Origin of the sequence: Novosphingobium pokkalii (assembly GCF_014652855.1) — a bacterium.
Classification (GTDB): Bacteria; Pseudomonadota; Alphaproteobacteria; order Sphingomonadales; family Sphingomonadaceae; genus Novosphingobium; species Novosphingobium pokkalii.
Genome location: NZ_BMZP01000060.1, coordinates 1 through 542 on the forward strand (window position 1 = coordinate 1; position 542 = coordinate 542).

At 64.8% G+C, this 542-nt stretch carries 1 protein-coding gene; it reads left to right on the top strand.

Annotation, left to right across the window (positions count from 1 at the left end; translation table 11 throughout):
• Positions 1–51 precede the first annotated feature (51 nt).
• A partial coding sequence (locus tag IE191_RS20945; RefSeq protein ID WP_191326368.1) for a transposase occupies positions 52–542 on the top strand: 491 nt, incomplete at its 3' end.

Here is a 542-nt window from a genome sequence, read left to right on the forward strand (position 1 = left end):
TGTTCTGATCGTTCCCCTGGCTGGCAGTTGGGGGATCATGGAGTGATCGACATGGCGTTATTGAGTGTGATCCGCCGCTGGCATTTCCGGGAAGGGATGCCGATCCGGGAGATCGAACGGCGCACCGGGTTGTCCCGGAACACCATCCGCAAGTATCTGCGGGCCGGCACGGTGGAGCCGCAGTTCAAGGTTCCGGATCGGCCGAGCAAGCTGGACCCGTTTGCCGAGAAGCTGTCGGGCTGGCTCAGGATCGAGGCTGGCCGGTCACGCAAGCAGCGCCGCACGGCCAAGCAGATGTACGCCGATTTGGTGACGCTCGGCTACGACGGCTCGTACAACCGGGTCGCCGCCTTCGCGCGGGAGTGGAAGGCCGACCGCCAGCGCGATGCGCAGACCAGTGGCCGGGGCACCTTCGTGCCGTTGGTGTTCATGCCAGGCGAAGCCATCCAGTTCGACTGGAGCGAGGACTGGGCGATCATAGCCGGCGAGAGAACCAAGCTGCAGGTCGCGCACAGCAAGCTGTCGCACAGCCGGGCCTTCAT